Raw genomic sequence first — 19,404 nt, 5'->3', positions numbered from 1 at the left:
TTGCAATACCGCAAAGCCGTCGCCTAATATCAATCAATAAAGGTGAGCAAAGTCTCTCTTGGCCCAGGCCGAAATCTGTGCCGTTTTATATGACGACGGACAAGAACGGTTCCATGCGGGGGACGACGACATCATTTTCTTCCTCGACTTCCACTCGACCCAGCGCAATTTGCTTTACACCCAAGCTGATGACGAGCCGACAAACCCGGTCCTGTTTACACGCGATTGGTTGGCGGCCGTTAAAGCGCGGCTCGATGATAGGGATTATTCGTTCACCCGTGAAGCACAGCATAATTCGGGGCGTCCGGTTTCGAAAAACTATATGTATGAGAGTTTCGGCATTCCCTCTATTACCTATGAAGTTGGCGACGAAACATCCCGCCCTGCGATCGATCAAGCTTCGGTGATCTTCTCTGAGGAAATGATGCGGCTTTTGTTGACCCACGCAGAGACCCCGTGAAAATCGCCGTTCTCTTATCCGCGTTCCTGCTTGCCTCCTGCGCCAGTGTCATTCAGGCGGATACGCTCATCATAAACGGCACCGTATTTACGGGGGAGGACTCGGACGGTTCTGTTTTGTCCGTGGCCATCAAGGATGACCGAATTATCCATGTCGGATCGCAGATCGGCGTGAAGGCTACGCGTATTATAGATGCGAGAGGGCTTTATGTCATGCCGGGGTTTATTGACCCGCACACACATAGTCTGTCTGATCTCACATCAGATGACCCTACGCGCAGCCGGAACGACAATTACCTGTTCCAAGGCGTAACAAGCGTCGTCAATGGTAATGATGGTTTTGGGGAGCCGGATATTGGGGCGCAGCTTAAGACCCTTGATACATTGAACATTGGCACCAATACGGCGCTCTTCATCGGTCACGGCGCATTGCGTCAGTCTGTCATAGGCGGCGAAGATCGCGCCCCGACTGAGGCCGAGATGGCGGCGATGATTGGGGCTGTTTCCAAAGGGATGGATGACGGGGCGCTCGGCCTCTCAACCGGGCTGTTCTATGCGCCGGGGAGTTTTTCAAAACACAGACGAAGTAATCGCACTTGCGCGCGCGGCATCTGACGGTGGCGGAATTTATGACAGCCATATCCGCGATGAATCCAACTATTCGATTGGACTTATGGCCGCGATTGAAGAGGTGATTCAGATTGCTGAGGGTGCGAATGTTCCGGCAAATATTGCCCATATAAAAGCGCTCGGCACGGATGTGTGGGGGCAAAGCGACGCGATTGTGACGCAGATCGAAGAGGCCCGAGCACGCGGCCTATCGATCACGGCGGACCAATATCCGTGGCGCGCATCGGGCACGCGTATTTCGAACGCCTTACTGCCGCGATGGGTGAAGGCGGGCACGGATGCAGATTACAAAGCGCGATTGGATAATCCGGCATTGTCTGAACAAATCATTTTAGAAACGACAGAGAATTTACGCCGTCGTGGCGGGGCGGACTCGATTCTGATTACGGCCGCGTTATCGTCAGATGTGTCATCGAACTGGGTCGGCAAGACCCTCGCTGAAATCTCGGAGGCTGAAGCGACCGACCCCGTCAATATTGCGCTTCAGATCGCGCGTCACGGTGATGCCCGTATCGCTTCATTCAATATGAACCCGGACGATATGGAACGCTTCATGACTCAAGATTGGGTTATGACCAGCTCGGATGGAAGCACAGGTCATCCGCGAAAATACGCGAGCTATCCGAAAAAATTTCGGGCCTATGTCGTCGATCAACAATGGATTTCTACGGCCGCCTTTGTTCACCGGAGCACGGGTCTTGTCGCCGACACATTCGGATTATGCGATAGGGGATATCTGAAGCCACACTATGCGGCCGATATTATTATCATCGACCCAGAGAGTTTTACGCCTATGGCTGACTTCCAAAGCCCGGCGCGATTGTCAGACGGTGTCCAGTTTTCAATCGTCAATGGCGTTATGGCCATCGACAGCGGGCAATCGACAGGCAATCGCGCGGGGCGTGCGTTGAGACGATGTGACGGAGATAAAGGCTAACTATGCTCAATAAGATGATTGCATTAGGGCTATTTCTGGGCCTCTGCGTGGGGCTAGGCGCGGCGATGACGGAGAGTCCCGTTTTATATGCGATCGCGCGCGAATCCGCGCCTGTGGGCAAGCTCTTCATTAATGCGATTAATATGGTCGTGATCCCGCTCGTCGTCGTGATTATTTTCTCCAGCGTCGCGCGCTTGGGGGATGTGCGAAAGCTCGGAAAGATCGGGGGCATGACGATGGCCTTCTATTGGATGACGCTTGTGCCAGCGATTTTGATTGGCATGGCTGTTATGACCCTGGGATTGCAGTTTGTGCCGGACATGGTGACGCCGCCCGCCGACGACCTCCAAATCCCACAATTACAAAGCATGACGGACTTCATTGTGAGTCTGATTCCGCCAAACCCTTTTGCGGCGGCTGCTGACGGCAAAATTTTGCCCTTGATTGTCTTCACAGCCTTGTTCGCCGCAGCGGTGGGAACATTGCCCGTAGATCGCAAAGACCGCATGATCTCTACGGCAGAAGACATCGGAGACGCGCTCATTAAAATGGTGTGGTGGATATTATTCTGTGCGCCGGTGGGTGTTTTCGGCCTCATTGCCCCCGCGACGGCGCAAATGGGCTGGGGACTTATTCAAAGTTTGGGCGTCTTCATCCTTTGTGTGACTTTGGGATTGTTGATTTTCGTCGGCCTTGTCTTTGTGCCTTTGCTGCTAGTGTTCGCGAAAATGGGTCCGGTCCGGTTTTTCAAAAGCATATTAGGGTCATCGTCTATCGCCTTTTCCACGACGAGCACGGTGGCCGCCATTCCTGTCACGCTCGAGGAAGTGACCCATAATCTGAATGTATCCGAAACAACGGCGGACCTGCTCATACCGTTTGGCGCGTCTATTTTTCGACCCGGGAGCGCGCTTTTTCAAGGGGCCGCAATTGTGTTTCTGGCCCATATTTACGGCGTGCCGATTGCGGCTGGGACCGTCGGCGCTGTCCTTCTCGCGACATTCCTTGTGTCACTGACGGTTGCGCCCGTGCCGTCGTCCAGTGTTGTGACAATGGCGCCAGCCCTCGATGCCATCGGCGTTCCCGTCGCAGGATTGGCCCTTGTGTTAGGGATAGACCGCATTCCCGATATGATGCGCAGTGTCGTAAATTTGGTCGGGCAAATTACTGCGGCCGTATTGGTAGATAAACAAAGCTCGCAGGCAGATGCAAAGTCGATGAAAGAGTGAAAATTGTCAATATTGGCGTTGTTCACGGATAGTGATGATGCCGTGTCAGTCTCGTTCGGTGTCACGCCACTATTCAACAGCCCTGCCCGATATCCGCTCTCGCGCAGGACTGTTGAATAGCTGCGTCATGAGCACGGCAGAGACGTCTGCCATGCATGCTCTTTTAAACTGATAAGGCCGTCGGCACGATTTAAGCGCTGGCTCTCACCAATCGTCCGGGTCGTGCGTCTGTCAGCTCATCATTTGCGATGACTTGTTCACCGGACACGAACGTCGCGCGATAGCCTGTCACATCCTGCAGCAGGCGCTGGCCGCCGGCAGGCAGGTCTTTGACCATATGCGGCACTTTCAAGGAAAGCTTATCGTGATCGATGATATTGATATCGGCCTTCAGACCCACTTTCAAACGTCCGCGATCAGTCAGGCTGAGATAGTCTGAGCCGTCTGCTGTGAGCATTTGCACCACGCGGGTCAGTGAAATCTGATCGGACTTTCTGTCGCGTGCCCAGTACGAGAGAAGATATGTCGGGAAGCTGGCATCGCAAATATAGCCGACATGAGCGCCGCCATCGGACAGTCCGGGCAGGGACAGCGGATGCGCCATCATCGTGCGAACAGCATCATAATTCATGTCGGTGTAATTATAGATCGGGAAGTAAATCAGCGCCTCGCCGTTATCTTCCAGCAACCAGTCATACAGGATCGACCGAACAGTCTCGCCTTTGCGCTCGGCTTCGGCTGCGGCTGAGCTGTCATAGCCCTGCTCATATTCCGCGTTGCCGGAGCCGTCAGGAGAGAGTTTGAACATCTTGCCCGCGATATGGTCCATCATAGCAAGCAGCGTGTCAGTCATGGGGGGAATGGAGGAGCCCTTAACGGCCAATTTAACAGCAGTTTCAGACAATATCGTTTCTTTCAGCGCGGGGTCCCGCAACCGCTTAACCCGTTCTGATAGGGGTAGGTTTGAAATCTCAATATAGCTAGGAAATGCCATCAAAGGGTGATGGGTCGATTGCAATCCCAGAAACAGACCAATCCCGCGCGGGGCGACTTGCAGACGCAAATCCACGCCCTCTTTCTGTAAGTCTTCCGTGCGCTTAATAATCATCTTCCAGTGATCCGGCACGAGGTCGCGCTGCATCAGTGTCATTGACGATTTATGACCGGGAGCGGCGCGGAAATAGGTTTCGAGCACATCGAATTCATCGTCGAACTGATCGCCCGGACGCTCCTGATCGAAATCATTGACGGCATGCAGGACACCGTAATCGAGACCATTAAAGGCCTCTGCAATCCCTGAGAGCTCAGACGGATCCGCCTCGCTGGTCGGTGTCCAGTTGCCGTCCGCATCGCGGTGGGCATCTGACCGGCCGGTTGAAAATCCGATGGCGCCGGCTTCAAGCGCTTCGCGCGTGAGTTTGCGCATCTGCGCTATGTCTTCATCCGTTGCGCGCTCGTTAAACACAGCGCGCTCCCCCATGACAAACACCCGCAACGGATCGTGTGGCACCATAGCCAGGAAATCGATCGTGTGCGGTCGGTTATCGATGGCATCCAGATATTCAGGGAAGCTTTCCCAGTCCCAGGTCAATCCTTCCGTCAAAGCACTGCCTGGAATATCTTCCACCCCTTGCATCAACTTGATCAGTTTTTCATGATCGGTTTTGCGGCAGGGCGCAAAGCCCACGCCGCAATTACCCATAACAATTGTGGTGACACCGTGGTTGACGGAGGGTTTTAGTTCTTCATCCCAGCTAATCTGCCCATCATAGTGGGTATGTAGATCAATGAAGCCGGGCGTGACGATAGCGCCTGCCGCGTCAATGCTTTTCGTGGCGTCGCCTGCGCATTCACCGATTTCGACAATCATGCCATCGCGCACAGCAATATTGGTTTCCGAGGGCTCGCCCCCATCGCCATCATAGACCAATCCGCCCGATATTTTCAGATCGTATTTTATCATGAACTTCCTCGATTATCTATCTCATGTATGTGCCATTATTGATGTCGATACAAACACCGTTGACGTAGTCGGGGCTGTCGATGGCAAGCCACGCCATAACATCGGCGACGTCAGAGGGTTTAGCAAAGCGACCCAGTATCGCAGCGGACTTCAGAGCCTGTTGCCGTCCGTCCGGTATCTTATTCAACATGTCCGTTTCAACCGGACCTGCGGCCACGCAGTTGCAAACAACACCTTGTGGCCCAAAAGACTTTGCGACGCTTTTGGTGAAATTCAAAACCGCGGCTTTCGTCATCCCGTACCAGATATCCGGATGACCGAGATGGGCGGCGATCGATGAATTGTTGACGATCCGGACAGGCTTGCCGGCGGCCGCTTTAATGAGCGCAAGCGACAACTCAACCACGGCAATCTGATTAATCGCCCGAGTCATATCCCGCTCTTGCTCGGTGATATCAAAGGCCCCTTTGCCAATCATGATACCCGCGTTGTTGATCAAGCCATCGCAGTCCGGCAGATGTTCTTTGACAGCGGACAGGCCGACCTGCGTTGCCAGATCGGCTTCAATCCATTCGACATTATGGCTCAGTTCCGGCGCGGTCCGACTAGCGATTAGGATCCTCGCGTCGGGATTGAGTGCGCGTATCGCCTTGACCGTCGCGGCTCCGATGCCGCGATTGCCCCCTGTCACTAAATAAGTCGCCACAGGTTTTAACTCCAATCAGACTACGAAGACGGCCATGTACGGCAAGCCCGACATTACCAACTTAAAGTGATGATGCCAGAATTTGAATAGAGCTTGAAGCCCATGCAGGGCAACGGAAACTTGGATCGTCGAAATACATATCCGGTGTCAGTGCGGAGAATACGTCCGTTGCGGTTGAATATGTTAAATCCGGTCACGCGTTAGATTTGACTGTTGATGGAGAAACCTACACGCTTCCACTGTTGTATCCGCTTCGGGTGCATAATATCAAAAGGACGGTGTTATGTTCTGGAGTAAAGCGACGGGGCCATGATGGACGTCAAAGAGCCATCATACTCTAATTGTTCGAAAATCTAAACCGGACGCGTAATCCATACCAACCGATTGCTTTTGAGAGGCCCCAGCATACCCTGTCGAGGGCTTTCAATCTTGAGACTAGATAAGCCGCATCAACAAACATGCAGTCATATCCAGAATGACAAGAGACCCAATGAAAATACTAACGACAGCCCCCAAAGTTATTCTGTGTTCCTGTGCAGGGCTTTTGTTTTCTCTGTTGATTGCTGTCTCTGCGTTTGCCCAGTTCACAGACATGACTTCCGACGAATTTGCGGTGGCCCTATTCGAAATCTCTGCCTCAACCGACCAAGACGCAACCGAGATAACATCGATTATCAGCTCATCGGAAGCGGCGTTGGACGATCTGATTAAGTTTGAGGCCCAAAGAGAAGCCTACGCAGCGACAATGGCGACCAGAGAGAGCCAAATCAAAGCGCTCTCGACCCTCATGGGTGACATGGCGGATAAGTATCCAATGCCGGACAGTGATCAAGCGACAAACGTTTTAAAGGATCGATTGCAACAATATCAATCTGAGCAAGAGTCTGTGACCGCGCAAATTTCTATACTCAAAAAAGGGCTGTCCGAACTCGCGCGCCGCGGCGCTGTCATTTCCGAAGACCTCATTCAAGCGCGTGAACGTATCAACGGTGTGCCTGTTGCTGAGACGTCTGCGACAGACATGGGTGATGTTGAGACGAAGGCTCGGAATTTGTTCTTAGCGATCACACGGGCCCGAAATTTAACGCGGGCGGAAATGTATGAAAAAGAATTGGAGTCTTTGCCAGTTAGACAGTCAATTTTGGAACAGCGTATACGGGTTGAAAGCCAAAGACTGACCTTTCTAAAACGCTTAACGGAAACCATTCGAATTGAGCTCAAGCAATCAGATTTACGGCAGGCCCGGCTTCGGGTCGACGATCTAGAGCGACGCATAGACAACGCGCAGACTATTGAAGAAACGCGTCAACTTGAAACAAATTTGGCTCTGTCACGGCAGCTGACAACACTGACAGAGAGCTATTATGACGAATTGTCTCTTGTCATCTCAACCGATGAAAAAATTGCGGATGCAGACAAGTCTATGCGTCTGGTTGAACGGATCGTCGCTGCGGGACGGGCAGACGGAGAATTGGGCGACATTTTACGCCGGTTACGCAGTGATCTGCCATCTCCCTTAGAGATAACTGTTGCCATCAAAGACTTGCAAAGCCGGCAAATTAACCTGCAGCTCGAGAGCATCGTCTGGGAAGATCAGTATGACGAAATGAGCGACTCGCTCGGGAACGATATCACATTGAGTGATTTTGAAATTTTGGAAAGTCGCCGCAGCACCTTGTCGGAATTGACGGCGATGGCTGTAAGGCTTGATGCTAATCAGACGAACCGTCGAGTTAAATTGGATGTATTAGACGTAAAAACCCGATCCTTGCGCCGCGCGTTAGACGGACGATTGCTTTGGCTCCCGACAAATAAGAGCCTCGATGGGACATGGTTCGAACAAATATCGACCTCAGCGCAATCTTTTTTGTCGCCCCGCAACTGGTCGATCACGGCGAGAGACGTGTTAGAAAATTCGGCCAAACGAAACGCATTGACCGTCATTTTGCTTCTCATCAGCCTAGGGCTTTTTGCGCTTCGAAAACGATTTAACGCGCGTTTCAAAGATATTTCGTTGAAGCTACATAGGGTTGATACGGATGCACAATGGCTCACACCTTATGTCCTTCTTATAGGCGCGCTTAACGTCGCAGCCCTGCCCATCGCCATATTTGCACTTGCTAACCTTCTTGGAGACCCTGACCTTGTGTTTCCAAATGCGATATTTGTGGCCCTCAGAAATACGGCGATCGTCGTCTTCATCTTCACCTATTTTTCCGCCCTTGCAGCACCGTGCGGCGCAATCGATAAGCATTTTCGATGGTCAACGAGGCCGCGCGAAGTGTTGCATCAAAACCTGAAATGGTTAGCCGTGCTCATGCCGATTGGCGCCTTCTTCTATAATTATGCCATCACGATGGATGATGCTGCCAATGAGTACGGCTTAGGAAGAATAGCGTTTATTTTTATATCGATTATTTTGTCTGTTGCCGGGTTTAGAATTCTTCGCCCAAAGAGTGAAGTCTCAAAACATATGTTTGGGAATTTGTCCTATAAATCTGTCGGTTTCATCGTCTTTGCACTGTTTGCCGGGCTTCCGCTCTTTTTGGCAAGTCTGACATTATTCGGGTATTTTGATACGGCGATGATCCTACAGTCTAAGCTGTTCATAAGCGCCCTGCTCATTCTTCTAGCGTCTCTATTATACGGCGTTCTTTCAAGAACATATGAAGTTACGGAACGGCATGCTGCGCGGAGTCGGGCGTTTATAAGACATCAAAGCGCTTTGGAAGCAAAGCAGAATGAAGACGATCTTGCCGGGGACAACCTCCCGACATTTGATCCTGCGGACTTTGATAATGTTGAAGCCATCAACAAAGAGGCCAAGACTTTCATCTGGCTTATAACCTCAGCGGCTTTGCTGTTCGGGCTGTATATGATTTGGAAATCTATCCTGCCAGCCTTCGACATCACCAACTCCATTGTCCTCTGGGAAGGGGTTAGAACAGTCGACGGTGTGGCAACCTCTCAACCTGTGAGTTTGAGTGATCTGGTGTTTGCTTTTTTCGCTGTTTTCATGGGCTTTTTCCTAGCTCGGAATATGCGAGGTCTTTTCGCCCTCGGCATTGCTCAAAAAATCGATATGCGACCGGGGTCACGTTTTGCGGCCTCGACTATTATCGGATATGTTTTAGTCTCCGCAGCGGTTCTGTTCGCGCTTAACAAAATTGGTCTCGACTGGTCCAAGCTTCAATGGATTGCCGCCGCGCTGAGTGTCGGGTTGGGTTTTGGGTTAGGCGAGATCGTGTCTAACTTTGTGTCCGGCATCATCATCCTGTTGGAACGCCCCATCAGAGTCGGCGATGTTGTGACCGTTGGCGGCATTGATGGCACGGTCAGCAATATCTCTATCCGTGCGACGACGATAACCGACTTTGAGCGCCGGGAAGTTCTGATCCCCAATAAGGTCATTATCGCCGAAAATGTCACCAATTGGACGCTCAATGATAGCGTGACACGATTGTTGATCACCATCGGCATCGGATACGACTCCGACTTGGAGCTCGCACGCGGCATAATGATCGATGTCGTCACACAGCACCCTGACGTGCTGGAAGATCCGGCTCCCTCAGTGTTTTTTATCGAACACGCGGACAGCACGCTCAATTACGAAATCCGCGCCTATGTCGCGTCAATTTCTAAACGCTTAGCCACAAAGAACGATATCCATTCAGAGGTTCACACCCGATTGCAAGCGGCCGGCATTGACCTCGCCTTCCCGCAACGCGACATTCACATTATTCGCAAACCGAGGAAGCCAACCCGACCAGATGCGCCAGAGGTCAAACCCATAAGCACAGATGAAAAATGATGAGTGTTGATCGGCCTAAAAGGCTGGGACTCGCGTTTAAATCCATACGGCCTTGTGTTTGTGCTGTGCTTGTGGCGGCCCCACGATCACCGTCACGTCCGTCGCCCCCAGGTGACTATCTCAGGTGGCTGTCTTGACTATCTCGGCGGTCGAAAGCCGCCGTAGCCCGATCCCCAATACGCTTCGCTAGACAAGGCACGCAGGTTACTCCCAAACTTGCGCGCCCATCCAGCGGCCTTGTCTCCGCCGCGAAAACTTATTTTAGTTCGTTCGATATGCTCAAGATTTTTAGTTCACGCAAATGACCATCATTGCCCACCCATTCGAACCCGGCGTTTTCAGTCAATCCGATCAATGAGGCCCCGACAGGCGTCAAAATTGATATTTGACCGTTACTGATATCCGCATCTTTCGGGAGGACGAGTTGCACTTGTTTCGTGGTTCCGGACGTCATGTCTTTATACTGAATGGTCGAACCGATTTTAACGAATGAAACAGTCGAGTTCGGCTCTACGCGTTCAGCACGATCAATCTCTTCAAAAAGGAGCTCTGCCGCAGCTGATGCGCCATTTGCGAATGGCGATAACAGCTTGAAATCTTCGTCTGTGATGTAAATTTCAGGCTTGTTGAAGGATGTGAATGCAGGCTGCGTCATGTCTCTCTCCGGCATGTATGGGCCATATTGAAGGGTGTGTTTAGATCAATCAATTTCAAGTGGGGATTGGAATTCCAAAATCAATGATCGCGTATCATCAATGATTTGCAAGTTGTCTTTCCTCTTCCAAAACATTCTTGATTTTCATGATATTTAGTAAAATCTCTATGGGTCGTTTAGGCAAAATGGATAGGTACATGACGTCTCCGCGTTCCCTCACATTGATCCTTATCTTTTCTCCAATCTAATTCCTGTCATTGGGGTGATCTACTGGGACTGGCGTCTGACCTCTGTTCTAGTTCTGTATAGTGGTTTAGCGAATCAGTCCCTGACGCGGTCCGGTCAATACCAATCGAACCTTTGGTGACGCGGTGGTAATAATGGGCGTCCCATCCGCACGACCCCGATCATCAACCCAGGGTGCGGGGCCGTGCTTCTTTGCAATTTTATATCGCCAGTTGCCATTCAGATCGATTGGTGGACCTGCGACAAAAGACAGATAGGCCTCTTCATTCGGTCCCATCATGCCCCCAGCGCCGTAACCGTTTTCAGCCAGTGTGATGATAGTGTTATGACCGCTTCGCAGAGATTGCTTGGCGACCGCATATCGCTGTCCTTCACTCCAGCTATCCGTTGCGCCGACGAGTGTGCCGTTCACCCAAGTCAGGTCTTTCTCATAAATAATTCCGAGGGAGAGGGTTGCATCCTGCCGGGCTTGCGCCTCGGTCAGCGTGAAGGTTCGCGCGAACGAAACGCGTCCCGTATAGCCCGCCAGCTTTGGATCGCCATTGCCATTCCAGTCTTGCATTTCCGGGGCGCTAGAGACCAATCGCCAAAGGCGTCTGAGATAAGCCACGGCTGGGTGTTGGTGTTTTGGGCCCACCAGTTTTGCCAAGACTGGCCGTAATCGAGCATGGCCGCAGAGGGGTTAGAGCGATAGCGGACCAGCATATCGAGGGCGGCATTAACAGTGCCAAGCGTGCACAATGACTGTTCTGGCAACCAAGCTTCAATCTGCGGTCCGCCCTAACTTGTATCAATGAGGCCCTTGGGAACAGCATCGTGTTCGTGGATGTTTGCGACCTTTATAAAAATGACCACATCGAATTATGTTAGCGATGACAATTGCAATGCAAATGAACTGATCAAACGTGCGGTGCGGATGTATATCCGTTTCTGGTCAAAACGGTTGGGTCATCACTTAAACTGACAAGGCCGTTCTAGATATTTGAGGGCTTTATTGAGAGCCCGAGACACGAAGGGACATTTCACGTGTCGGAACTCAGCGCTTCAGCCGGTCAAAAAGATCGATCAGCTCGGCGACCTTTTCGCGTTGATCGGCTTCATCGCCGGATTGGATAGCCGCATAAATGCAGCCGCCAGCATGATCTTTGAGAATTTCGCTTTCCGCACGCGCCAGTGCAGATTTGACCGCTTGCATCTGCGTTAAAACGTCGATGCAATAACGCTCATCTTCCAGCATTTTAATAATGCCGCGAACCTGACCTTCAATTCGTTTTAGGCGGTTTACGGTCTTGGCGGAATGAATAGACATTCTATCTCTCATCTATTTTCACACGAAGTCGTGACAGTGTTGCGCGGTAAGGATGCCCCTTAGGGGTATTTACTTTTTTAAGTTTTTTGCGTTATGTTGCAAGGATGAGAGTCATTCCGACAATCTTATGCGCGTTTGCGGCCATGATAATGATGGTCATGCCCATCATGCCCTGTTGTCTGACCGGACATGTGAGCGCCACTCTGTTGACGGCTCATACAGCTGTGGCGACGGCGCCCTCCTGCCACACAATTGATGACGTTCAATCAAACGAAATTGATCTGCAAACCCCGGAAAAATACTGCTCATCATGTGATGATTGTGTCGTCTTATCCTCGTCGGCGGATGCGGATCTAAGCGTGATAACGCTGTCTGATCTAAAATTTGTCGCGCTGATCAATCGGACTTCCGTTCTACCACGTTCTGAAGTCCGGCTTTTATGCAGCACGGGCCCTCCTTCGAAACAGGACGTCCGGCTCAATGACAGCCCGCTTTCTCGTGCAGACATCCTGATAATTTAATCTCCTGACAGACCCGTTGCTCAGAGTCTTACTCTGCGCGTATTCGCCTGTTTAACTGGAGATTACCGGATGTATATCCGCTACCTATCACGTCCTCATGTCCCGCTGCGGGCAGGAACACTGTCGCTTCTGTTCGGGGGCATTAGTGTTCTTAGCCTGCATTCAACAGTGAGCGCCCAAGACAGGCTCTATGAGCCTGAATTAATAGGTGCTTCCAAAATCGCGCCTTTGCAATATGCCCGCGCTGAGACACGCATTGTCGCGTTTTCAGAGCTAGAGGAGATATTGCGCGCGCATCCGTCGCTCAATGCCCTTGACCTGAGCGCGCAAGCCAACCGACAGCGTGCAGAAGGCGCGCTTGGACTGCCAGACCCAGTGGTCTCATTGCAACTTAACAATGTGCCGCTGTTTGACCCGTCTTTAACCGAATATCTCCCCTCCAACAAAGCCGTGGGGATACGTCAGGCCTTGCCTAGCCGGTCGGAACGCGAAGCCAATGCCTTGAAATCAACCCGACAGGCCGACGCTCAGGAATTAGAACGCGAGCAACAATATGCCCGGCTTCGCGGCATGGTCTTGGTCTATTTGATCGAGAAACAAAGTCTCAATGAGCAGCGTGATTTGGCGGCAGCGCGTCACGCCAAATATGATGAATTGGCCGATATCATCGACATCGAAATCAATGCGAGTCGCCCGCTAGTTTTCCGGCTAGCAAAAGTTGACGTAGAGCGCACGGAAGTCGTTTTGTCTTTGGCAGAGCTGGACGGACGCGAGGCCGAGATCAATGCCGAGCTCGTCAATCTTCTCGGCTTCATTCCTGATACAGACATGCCGAGGCTTTCGAAAACCGCTTGGGTTGGAAATGCGTTAGGGTTTTATGACGTCCGCGTGGCGGACGCGGCCGTCGATATATCCGATGCCGATGTGCAACGCGCGAAAGCCGATTTTAAACCTGATTGGGGTGTCAATCTAACCTATCAACAGCGGGAATCTGGAAAAGGCCCGCGGTCTAACTTTGACGGAGACGATTGGGTGTCCGGCGGGGTCAGTTTCTCGATCCCTTTATGGGCTGGTAAACGCCAAGAACCTAATCTGCGCGCCGCTAAAACAGACAAACAGGCCGCGCTAGCACGGCGAACGGCGATTGCGCGGCAAGTTCAGTCTGAGTGGTCACGCTATGAGGCTAGACGCCGGACGGCCGTTAGAAACACTCAAATCATCGAGCAGAAAATACGGGCCATTGACGTGCAAACCGCGGCGCAGTTGATCACCTATGAGGCGGGCACGGGGGATTATTCGTCGATCTTGGACGGCGAAATTGCCGTTCTTATGCTGCGTGCTGAAATCGTCAAACAACACACTCTGCGTGATCAGATGATCGCAAAAATGAACAGCCTATTGGTGTCATCATGAGCTATTATAAAACCGCGCCTCTACTCGGCCTTGCGTTGATCTTGGCGGCGTGTGACCCCGCCGCAAGAAATGATGCGGTCTTGCAGGGCCGTCAGTCTTCCCAAACACAGACAGACACATCCCATGCTGAAACGGGCGCTTACACATGCCCCATGCACCCGCATTATATTTCCGATGACCCTCAGGGGAGCTGCCCAATCTGTGGCATGGATCTTGTGCCTGTCAAAGAGAGCGGGTCTTCGACGTCGTCCGGCACGGGCGACATCCTCTATTACAAAAATCCGATGGGCCTCCCGGACACGTCTCCCGTGCCTAAAAAAGACAGTATGGGGATGGATTATATTCCCGTCTACGAGAGTGAAAAGCAAAGCGGCGGCGTGAGCGTCTCTCCCGAAATGATCCAGACGATGGGCATAAGAACAGCCCTTGTCAGCACATCCGATTTTACGCAGAGCTTGCGCGCTTTCGGCACAGTGGAGCCCAATACGCGGCTTGAATCGATGGTGGCCTCACGGTTGGAAGGCTGGATCAGTGGCCTGAGTGTGCGTGCGGAAGGAGACATCGTTCGCCGAGGTCAGCGTCTTTATAGCATTTACACACCTGAGTTGATCGCGGCGCAAAAGGACTATCTGGCCTCGCTCCAGATCGGCAATGCGCGGCGGATCGCGTCCGTGCGGCAAAGGCTGCTCTCCAAGGGCATGCAAACCAACCTCGTGGACCGCCTGACGGAGACCCGTGAGCTGGTTGAGACTGTTCCGATTTATGCGGAAAGCGCGGGTGTGGTGACGGCGCTGATGGTGCGAGATGGCGATTACTTAAAACCCGGCGACGCCGTTATGGAGTTACAGGCCTACGATAAAGTGTGGGTCATCGCGTCTGTGCCCGAGTCGGATTTACCCGCGATGCGCATTGGCAATACGGCGCAGTTGAAATTTGAAAGCGCCCCGGATGCCGCCCGAACCGGCACGGTTGATTATATCTACCCGACCATTGACGTGAAAACACGAACCGCGCGCGTCAGGATTAGTGTTGATAATGTTTCAGGGTCTTTGCGACCCGGAGCCTATGCCGACATTACCTTTGAGGCCGGTCTGTCAGAAACGCCGCCTACGACGCAACTTTCCGTGCCGAGCCAAGCGGTTCTGCGCGACTCCCGTGGCGCGCATGTTATCATCGCGCTCGGCGAGGGCCGGTTTGAACCGCGGGCAATAGAAATCGGGACCAGCATAGGCGGACGGACTGAGGTTTTATTGGGTCTCAAATCCGGTGAACGTATTGTCGCAAGTGGGCAGTTCATGCTCGATTCCGAGGCGAACCTGCGGGAAGGCTTATCAAAGCTAAGCGAACCGACCTCCGGATTTGATAGCTCAACAGCGCTATCAGACCTGCCGATTGATGGTGGCACACTCAGCCAGATTGACCACATGGTTGATACGGCGCTTTATTTCCACGAAGCCCTGATCGACGGCTATTCGATTGACCCTTCCTTTCTCGACCCGACACTTACACTGATTGAGAACTTAAAAATCCGGTTTACGGGCTCCAGACTTATGCCGATTTTGGATGCTGCGGAACGCGCCATATACGGTGCGAAAGACAACCCGACAGGGTCGCCATTAGCCAGTGAGCTATCCACTTTAATGACGGCGCTTGATCCGTGGCTCACGCAGGGAGCGCCCGCCCATTATAAAACTGAAGGTCTTATATTTTACAGCGATGACGAAACAGGGCGGCTTTGGCTTCAAGACGGAGGATTACCTGCGAATCCTTATTCAAATGCCAATGCTCAAGTCATCCCGTGGCCTGACCCTATGAGGCCTGCAAGTGCAGGTGAAACCCCATGAGCAAGGTGACAGGCGAAAATCTTGCGGGCAGGGATCCGTCAAAGTCAGCGGTTGCAAAGCTGATCGGCTGGTCCGTCGCCAATCAACTAATTATCGTTGTCATGGCCTTGGCCCTCGCGGTTGCTGGCTGGATATCGCTCAAGAATATGCCGCTCGATGCCATCCCGGATTTGACGGATACACAGGTCATCATCCGAACGGAATTCCCGGGGCAGTCACCTCAAATCGTGGAAGATCTGGTGACCTATCCGCTCTCGACAAACTTACTGGGGCTGCCGAAAACGAAAGATGTTCGCGGCTCCTCCATGTTTGGTACGAGCTTCGTCTATGTCATTTTTGAAGATAGCGTCGACCCTTATTGGGCCCGCTCCCGCGTTGTCGAAGCCCTGTCACGCTTGGGGTCTGAATTGCCGGACAATGCCGTGCCGCAAATCGGGCCTGACGCGACAGGGGTTGGCTGGATTTACCAATATGCTTTGGTCGATAAGAGCGGTCGGACTGATCTGGCGGAACTCAGAAGCCTGCAGGACTGGTTCTTGAAATTGGAATTGTCCGGTGTGGAAGGCGTCTCCGAGGTGGCGTCCGTCGGCGGTTTCGAGCGTGAATATCAAGTTCTCATCGACCCCAATCAGTTGGAATCCTATGACGTGACCATCGCGACGCTCGCCCGCGCCATCCGCGCGGCTAGTAGCGAAGTGGGCGGCCGTGTTCTTGAACAGGGCGAAACCGAATATGTCATCCGCTCCTCAGGCTATGTCAAAACAGCGCTGGATCTAGAGCAAGTCGTCGTGTTGGCCAAAGATGGAACACCTGTTCTTCTGTCGGATGTCGCCCGTATTGTCGAAGGTCCTGCGTTGCGACGCGGCATCGTTGAGTTGAACGGTGAAGGTGAAACCGTGGCGGGCATTGTTGTCATGCGTGACGGCGAAAACGCGCTGGACGTTATTGACCGCGTCAAAGACAAGCTCGCCGCGTTACAACGTGGGCTGCCAGAGGGCGTTGAAATTGTCACGGTCTATGACCGCGCCCCACTCATTGAGGGAGCTGTGTCCTACTTGGAAGATAAGCTGATTGAGGAAGGCCTTGTCGTGGCCCTCGTTATATTCCTGTTCTTACTGCATTTCAGGGCGGCTTTCGTGGCTGTCATCACATTGCCGCTCGGGGTCTTGGGCGCTTTCATCATCATGTCCGCCCAAGGTGTAACCGCCAATATTATGTCGTTGGGAGGGATTGCCATTGCTATTGGTGCGATGGTGGATGCGTCCATTGTCATGGTCGAAAACGGGGTTCGAAAACTCGCAGACCTTGAGGGAAAACCGGACGAACCGACACGCAGGCGCGTTCTGATTGAGGCGGCAAAGGAAGTCGGTCCGGGATTGTTTTTCTCGCTTCTCATTATTGTTGTGTCTTTCTTGCCTGTCTTTGCGCTGACGGGTGAGAGTTACCGCCTCTTCTCGCCGCTCGCTTTTACCAAAACCTATGCCATGGCCTTTGGCGCGCTTTTGTCTGTCACACTCATTCCGGTTTTGATGATCTGGCTTTTACGGGGTAAAATGCGCCCTGAAACAGCCAACCCCCTCAACCGTTTCTTCGTTTGGATTTATAAGCCAGTGATAGGGGCGGCCTTAAAGTTTAAATGGCTCACCATTCTCATCACGCTTTTCATCACGGCCAGCGTCATCGTGCCGGCCCAGAGGCTGGGAACCGAATTTATGCCAGCGCTCTACGAGGGCGAGCTGCTGTATATGCCAACAACACTGCCGGGTGTCTCCGCGACCAAAATGCGTGAAATTCTCGGCCAGACAAACCGCGTGATCAAAACTGTGCCGGAGGTCGAACGCGTATTTGGCAAAGCGGGTCGCGCCGACACGGCGACGGACCCGGCGCCGCTGACGATGATTGAAAGCTGGATAAAACTGAAACCAAAGTCCGAATGGCGCGCTGGCATGACCGCTGACGGAATTGTCGATGAGTTGAACAGCCGCTTACAAATGCCGGGCCTAGTAAATTCATGGGGCTATCCGATCAAAATCCGTATGGACATGGTCTCAACCGGCATCCGTACGCCGATTGGCATCAAGGTGACGGGTGACAGCCTCACACAGATTGAGTCGATCGCCCGTGACATTGAATCCGTTGTCAGCGACATTCCCGGCACGCGGTCTGCTTTTGCCGACCGGGTTCTCGGCGGCAAATATCTTGAAATTACGCCGAACCGGCTCGCGCTTGCGCGCCGCAATATTGATATGGGCACATTCCAAAGTGTCATTCAAACAGCGCTGGGCGGCATGAGCCTCGCGGAGTCCGTTCAAGGCCGTGAGCGCTATAATATTATGCTCAGATATGAACGCGCCTTTCGTGAAACCGATGCTGATATTGGTAACATTCTGATCCCGACACCCACCGGCGCGCATATCCCGCTGCGCGAAGTGGCCAGCGTTGCATACACCGAAGGCCCGCCGATGATCCGGTCTGAGAACGCCCGTTTGACGGGCTGGGTTTTTGTCGACATTGCGGGGCGTGACCTTGGCGGATATGTGAATGAGGCCAAAGCGATTGTCGCCGACGCCGTCTTTCTTCCGCCAGGATATGCCATTGAATGGTCAGGCCAGTATCAACAGATGCAGCGCGCCAATGAGCGTCTGAAAATTGCCATTCCGGCCGCGATCGGTTTAATATTTCTGCTGTTGATGCTGCACTTTGGCCGGCTTGACCGGACAATGATCATTATGCTGTCGCTGCCCTTTGGGCTCGTTGGCGGTCTTTGGGCAGTATATTTGGCGGGCTATAATCTTTCCGTGGCTGTGGCCGTTGGATTTATTGCGCTGGGGGGCATCGCGGTCGAAACGGCTGTTGTGATGTTGCTCTATATCGATCAGCAGGTCCGTCAGGACCGACCCGAAAACAAACCTGAGCTGTTTGAGGCCGTCAGCCGCGGCGCGGCGTTACGGGTTCGTCCCAAGCTCATGACCGTCTTGACTGTAATGGCAGGTCTTGCGCCGATATTTTTGACAGAAGGTCTCGGCTCTGACGTCATGCGCCGTATTGCACTTCCTATGCTCGGGGGCATGATCTCAACAACACTCCTGACGCTTATTGTCATTCCAGTGATCTATTTTGTGTGGGTCGGACGACATCTTCCAAAATATTTCAAACCCACACATAAAAACCTTGAAAGTGATACAGCATGAATAACATCTCAAAACTTACACTCGCCGCCGTGGTCGCTCTTTATCTCACCGCCTGCGGCGCTGAGACATCCATCAAAATGGAGCATGGCCAAATGGATAATGCGGGGATGGATCAGAGCGCGATGAAACAAAAAACAATGGATTCTGTTGGTATGGGTATGGCGACATTAGACGGGGATTCTGGACACTCGACCGGCGTGATCATTTCCATCAGTCCAGACCGCTCACAAGCGACCATTGACCATCAGGAAATCGAAGGTGTTGGAATGGCCGCAATGACAATGGGGTTCGGCACAATATCCACTGTCGATTTGTCGAATTACGCAAAAGACGACAAGGTCAGTTTCAGGGTCAAAAAAGGCCGGGACGGCAGCTACCGAATAACCGCGATATGCAAAACTGACACCGACGGCGAAGATTGTCTTGATGCCAAAGTGGACCATAGTGGTCATTAAAATTATGGGCCTGCAAGCGCTATTGCAGGCCCGTT

At 52.5% G+C, this 19,404-nt stretch carries 14 protein-coding genes; 9 read left to right on the top strand and 5 right to left on the bottom strand.

The annotated features are described in order from the left end of the window. The first annotated feature begins 58 nt into the window (after positions 1 to 58). From IE105_RS14150 to IE105_RS14135, 4 genes are read left to right on the top strand one after another with little or no spacing between them, the layout of a single operon-like run. A complete protein-coding gene (locus IE105_RS14150; protein ID WP_189499540.1) occupies positions 59 to 460 on the top strand; it encodes a M14 family metallopeptidase in 402 nt (133 codons plus the stop codon). After that, the gene (locus IE105_RS14145; protein ID WP_189499539.1) at positions 457 to 1,074 is read left to right on the top strand and encodes an amidohydrolase family protein; all 618 of its coding nucleotides are present in this window, start codon (positions 457 to 459) and stop codon (positions 1,072 to 1,074) included. Before IE105_RS14150 ends, IE105_RS14145 begins: the two co-directional genes overlap by 4 nt. Beyond that, entirely contained in the window at positions 1,013 to 2,026 is a 1,014-nt protein-coding gene (locus IE105_RS14140; protein WP_189499538.1) for an N-acyl-D-amino-acid deacylase family protein, read from the top strand. The genes IE105_RS14145 and IE105_RS14140 overlap by 62 nt, the downstream gene beginning before the upstream one ends. Positions 2,027 to 2,028: 2 nt before the next feature. Next, the gene (locus tag IE105_RS14135; RefSeq protein WP_189499537.1) at positions 2,029 to 3,255 is read left to right on the top strand and encodes a dicarboxylate/amino acid:cation symporter; all 1,227 of its coding nucleotides are present in this window, start codon (positions 2,029 to 2,031) and stop codon (positions 3,253 to 3,255) included. Positions 3,256 to 3,445: 190 nt separating this feature from the next. Here IE105_RS14135 and IE105_RS14130 read toward each other — a convergent pair whose 3' ends face one another. After that, a complete protein-coding gene (locus tag IE105_RS14130) occupies positions 3,446 to 5,218 on the bottom strand; it encodes an N-acyl-D-amino-acid deacylase family protein (protein ID WP_233354182.1) in 1,773 nt (590 codons plus the stop codon). A gap of 16 nt (positions 5,219 to 5,234) precedes the next feature. Then, the gene (locus IE105_RS14125) at positions 5,235 to 5,924 is read right to left on the bottom strand and encodes an SDR family NAD(P)-dependent oxidoreductase (RefSeq protein WP_189499536.1); all 690 of its coding nucleotides are present in this window, start codon (positions 5,922 to 5,924) and stop codon (positions 5,235 to 5,237) included. 490 nt (positions 5,925 to 6,414) lie between these two features. On the opposite strand from IE105_RS14125, the gene IE105_RS14120 reads away from it, so the two are divergent. Further along, on the top strand, positions 6,415 to 9,735 hold the full coding sequence (locus tag IE105_RS14120; protein WP_189499535.1) for a mechanosensitive ion channel domain-containing protein: 3,321 nt from the start codon (positions 6,415 to 6,417) through the stop codon (positions 9,733 to 9,735). Positions 9,736 to 9,991: 256 nt separating this feature from the next. Here IE105_RS14120 and IE105_RS14115 read toward each other — a convergent pair whose 3' ends face one another. From IE105_RS14115 to IE105_RS14105, 3 genes are all read right to left on the bottom strand, one after another. After that, complete coding sequence (locus IE105_RS14115; protein ID WP_189499534.1) at positions 9,992 to 10,390, bottom strand: GreA/GreB family elongation factor; 399 nt, start codon at positions 10,388 to 10,390, stop codon at positions 9,992 to 9,994. Between the two features lie 313 nt (positions 10,391 to 10,703). Beyond that, positions 10,704 to 11,198 carry a hypothetical protein gene (locus IE105_RS15445; RefSeq protein WP_233354181.1) on the bottom strand — a complete coding sequence of 165 codons (495 nt, stop codon included), beginning with the start codon at positions 11,196 to 11,198 and terminating at the stop codon, positions 10,704 to 10,706. Between the two features lie 474 nt (positions 11,199 to 11,672). Further along, the gene (locus IE105_RS14105) at positions 11,673 to 11,945 is read right to left on the bottom strand and encodes a metal-sensitive transcriptional regulator (RefSeq protein WP_189499533.1); all 273 of its coding nucleotides are present in this window, start codon (positions 11,943 to 11,945) and stop codon (positions 11,673 to 11,675) included. 590 nt (positions 11,946 to 12,535) lie between these two features. On the opposite strand from IE105_RS14105, the gene IE105_RS14100 reads away from it, so the two are divergent. From IE105_RS14100 to IE105_RS14085, 4 genes are read left to right on the top strand one after another with little or no spacing between them, the layout of a single operon-like run. Then, positions 12,536 to 13,879 carry a TolC family protein gene (locus tag IE105_RS14100; protein ID WP_189499532.1) on the top strand — a complete coding sequence of 448 codons (1,344 nt, stop codon included), beginning with the start codon at positions 12,536 to 12,538 and terminating at the stop codon, positions 13,877 to 13,879. Beyond that, the gene (locus IE105_RS14095; protein ID WP_233354180.1) at positions 13,876 to 15,723 is read left to right on the top strand and encodes an efflux RND transporter periplasmic adaptor subunit; all 1,848 of its coding nucleotides are present in this window, start codon (positions 13,876 to 13,878) and stop codon (positions 15,721 to 15,723) included. Before IE105_RS14100 ends, IE105_RS14095 begins: the two co-directional genes overlap by 4 nt. Continuing rightward, positions 15,720 to 18,914 carry an efflux RND transporter permease subunit gene (locus IE105_RS14090; protein ID WP_189499531.1) on the top strand — a complete coding sequence of 1,065 codons (3,195 nt, stop codon included), beginning with the start codon at positions 15,720 to 15,722 and terminating at the stop codon, positions 18,912 to 18,914. Before IE105_RS14095 ends, IE105_RS14090 begins: the two co-directional genes overlap by 4 nt. Further along, a complete protein-coding gene (locus IE105_RS14085) occupies positions 18,911 to 19,369 on the top strand; it encodes a copper-binding protein (protein WP_189499530.1) in 459 nt (152 codons plus the stop codon). The genes IE105_RS14090 and IE105_RS14085 overlap by 4 nt, the downstream gene beginning before the upstream one ends. Positions 19,370 to 19,404 lie beyond the last annotated feature (35 nt).

The sequence above is a fragment of the Algimonas arctica genome (assembly GCF_014652695.1).
Taxonomy (GTDB): Bacteria; Pseudomonadota; Alphaproteobacteria; order Caulobacterales; family Maricaulaceae; genus Litorimonas; species Litorimonas arctica.
Note: the sequence above shows the minus strand (reverse complement) of the source record. Positions and strands in the feature narration are given on the sequence as shown.